The organism is Atribacterota bacterium, from assembly GCA_028703475.1.
Classification (GTDB): domain Bacteria; phylum Atribacterota; class Phoenicimicrobiia; order Phoenicimicrobiales; family Stramentimicrobiaceae; genus JAQVMU01.
Genome location: JAQVMU010000117.1, coordinates 1 through 3,140, shown reverse-complemented (window position 1 = coordinate 3,140; position 3,140 = coordinate 1). Strand labels below are relative to the sequence as shown.

General features: G+C 34.9%; 1 protein-coding gene and 1 riboswitch. The gene reads right to left on the bottom strand.

Annotation, left to right across the window (positions count from 1 at the left end):
- Positions 1–604 precede the first annotated feature (604 nt).
- A complete protein-coding gene (locus PHQ99_08305; protein MDD4289572.1) occupies positions 605–2,533 on the bottom strand; it encodes an Ig-like domain-containing protein in 1,929 nt (642 codons plus the stop codon).
- 181 nt (positions 2,534–2,714) lie between these two features.
- A riboswitch (cyclic di-GMP riboswitch) is annotated at positions 2,715–2,801 on the bottom strand.
- Positions 2,802–3,140 lie beyond the last annotated feature (339 nt).

Genomic DNA, 3,140 nt, shown 5'->3' with positions numbered 1-3,140 from the left:
ATGAGATTGCCTGATTAGTCGATAGTAGTTGGTAGTTAGTATTTAGTTAAAAACAATTGAATACAGTAAAAAGTAAATTGCACTCTTACGATATTCCATTATTCCAGGCTATAAAACTTTAAGTAATCAACTTTTCTTTTTTTCCAAAAACAATATAATGTAGAATTCAGGTATAGATAAACAAAATTTCTTTTACTAAAAACTATAAACAAAAAACTGAAAACTACTCCACTACAGTTATGCTGGAATAAATAAATGTATGAGATTGCCACGACGAGTTAAAACTCGTCTCGCAATGGCAAAAACGGTATTGAGTCTGAATACTGTAAATTCCCTCTCCCCGCGGAGGGAGAGAGTTAGGGTGAGGGGGAAGAAATGATAGAATATGAGAAAAGCAACCCCGCCGATTTACAAGTAAACCGGCGGGTATTGGAATAAATACTAAAATCATAGTGTATATTCGCTTAATTAAAAGCTATATATATTAATTTTTGATTTACTGTTATATCCAGCACCAGAACTATCGACAATTCTGATATAGTGAGTTCCTGTTAATTTACTAATATTTGATTATTCATCTGTTCTGCTTGATTTATTTTGTTATTCATTCCCAGGAAACTAAAATATTATCGATAGACCAGTAGGAAATCTCCGAAGGGTTTCCCTCAAAGACCCAGGCAATCCGTATTTCGCTATTATTAGAATCCAAATCAATGGTTTCCTCGATTGTTTTCAATCCAAATACAGAAGGAGTTGACCAAATCTCTTCCCATGTTGCTCCCTCGTCTGTTGTATATGCAACTTTTAATGTATATGTTCCTGGATACATAGGATAAAATGTATTATATTGAAATCTAAGAATAATTTGACTAAATTCATTTGAATTAAAAGACGGAGAGATTAATTTATATGCATCATGGTCATCAGGATAGCCTTCAAAAAACATTTCTGGTGTATTTCCGCCTGCAGTAGTCGTGTTTTGAATACGCCAGTGATTATCAGAAGACCAATTGTCAGAACTTTCACCAAGACTTGTATCAGTGAAGTCTTCTGCGAACAATGCTTCAATAAAGTTAGCAGTTACTCTTATATCCTCAGCAGGCATGGTGAAGGTATATTCTTTACCCTTTGTTACTACTGTGCGTGTTATTGTATTATTAGTATCAATCCCGGTTACTTCAATTGAGGAAAAGACCTTGTTATCTGTTATACCACTAATGGTAATTGTAACATTTTCTCCTTCAAAGATTTCTGTATTGGGAGTAGCGGTAACTGTTGCTGCTCCACCTACATCAACTATGATTACTTTATAGACCCGTTTAATGGGTACCTGTATTGGAGGGTCTATAATATCAGCACCATCTACGACAAAATATCCTGGATTAGGTGTTCTTTGTACTGATAAGTCATTGTTTTCAGGAGGATAATCTGCATAACCTTCTTTGCTTACCCTAAACCAGTATTCGCCGTTAGGAAGTTTTACTGAGGCTGTACCATCATTCTCAGTTTCGGTCTCAGTTTTCTTGGTGTTTCTTTCTGCATCTGTGAATATTTCTATTTTGAATCCGGATAAATTAATAGCATCAATTTTTCTGCTGCTTACTCCTGCTGGTGTACCATCAACTGTTTGAAAGTTTACCTCATAAACAGATATTAAGTTAACATTCACTGTCACATCCTCATCCGGCATGATGAAGGTGTATTGTTCACCTGGTAATATTTCTGAAGTTATTATTGAACCACTGGTATCATCTCCTGTAACTTCAATAGAAGAAAAAGCTTTACCTTCTTCAATATCACTGATGGTAACTGTTACGGTAACTCCTTGCAGAACGTCCGAATTAGGATTTGCAGCAACAGTGGCAGTTCCGCCTACTACGTCAGCTATTGTTACACTATAGGTTGGAATCTCTTCAAAGTTTGCAGTAATAGTCACATCTTCAGCGGGCATAGTGAAGGTTGTGATAGGGCTGGTCTCATCAGTAAAGCTACCGGCAGGGGCAGTCCAGTTGACAAACACATATCCGTCAGCATTTGTGGCAGTGATAGAAACCTCATCTCCTTGTTCATATTCACCATCTCCTGTAACAGTACCACTATCAGCAGGCAAGACAGTTGTTGTCAGGGTATACTTGTCAGGAGTGGGAGTGGGTGTAGGAGAGGGTGCAGGAGTTGGTTTTGTTACTGTTATTTTTATGGTATCGGTAAAACCACCGTCTTCTGTAGTAACAGTGATATTGGCTGTTCCACTTTTCAGGGCAGTTACCAGACCATTTTCATCTACTGCAGCTACATCCGGGTTATCTGATTCCCAGGTAATTACTTTGTTAGTAGCATCTTCGGGGGTAACTATTGCAGTCAATTGTAAAGTTTCATCAACTTTCATTGACTGGTCTTCTTCAACTATCTCTACTCCGGTTACATCTATGACCTCAGGGACAGGGGGTACACAACCTGAGAAAGTAAAGACCAGGGAGAGCATTAAAAGTAAACCAAAAATGAAAAGGAATGTTTTATTTTTATTTTGCTGCATATTATTATTCTCCTATACATAGTAATTTTTAAAGGTTTAATTATTGTGCTTAACATTCTTACAAATAATCATTTGATATTCAAAACAGACCATTGATTATTATAAATTAGTTAATAATTATAAATTTAAGGTGCACCTCCTAAAGAAAAAAAATAAAGAGAAGTAGTAAAAATAAAAAAAAATCGGCAGTGTGGCAGCCATAGCAAAGGCTTGCTTTAGGCCCATCATTTTGCGTTGTGCCTTTTCAGGCAGTTTGCCTTTATCAATTTTTGTTAATGGTGATATTAGACAAAAAATCAAAGGAAAGAACTATTGAAATATTTTATGATAAAAATATATCATATACTTAAATTTAATACCACTAAATTACATTAAATTATTATTTATGAAATATACGATAATCCTGAAAATACAATAATGTATGAGATTGCCTGATTAGTCGATAGTAGTTGGTAGTTAGTATTTAGTTAAAAACAATTGAATACAGTAAAAAGTAAATTGCACTCTTACGATATTCCATTATTCCAGGCTATAAAACTTTAAGTAATCAACTTTTCTTTTTTTCCAAAAACAATATAATGTAGAATTCAGGTATAGATAAACAAAA

Excerpts from the sequence above, each read along its gene's own strand:
- PHQ99_08305 (MDD4289572.1), bottom strand. The coding sequence starts at position 2,533 with ATGCAGCAAAATAAAAATAAAACATTCCTTTTCATTTTTGGTTTACTT.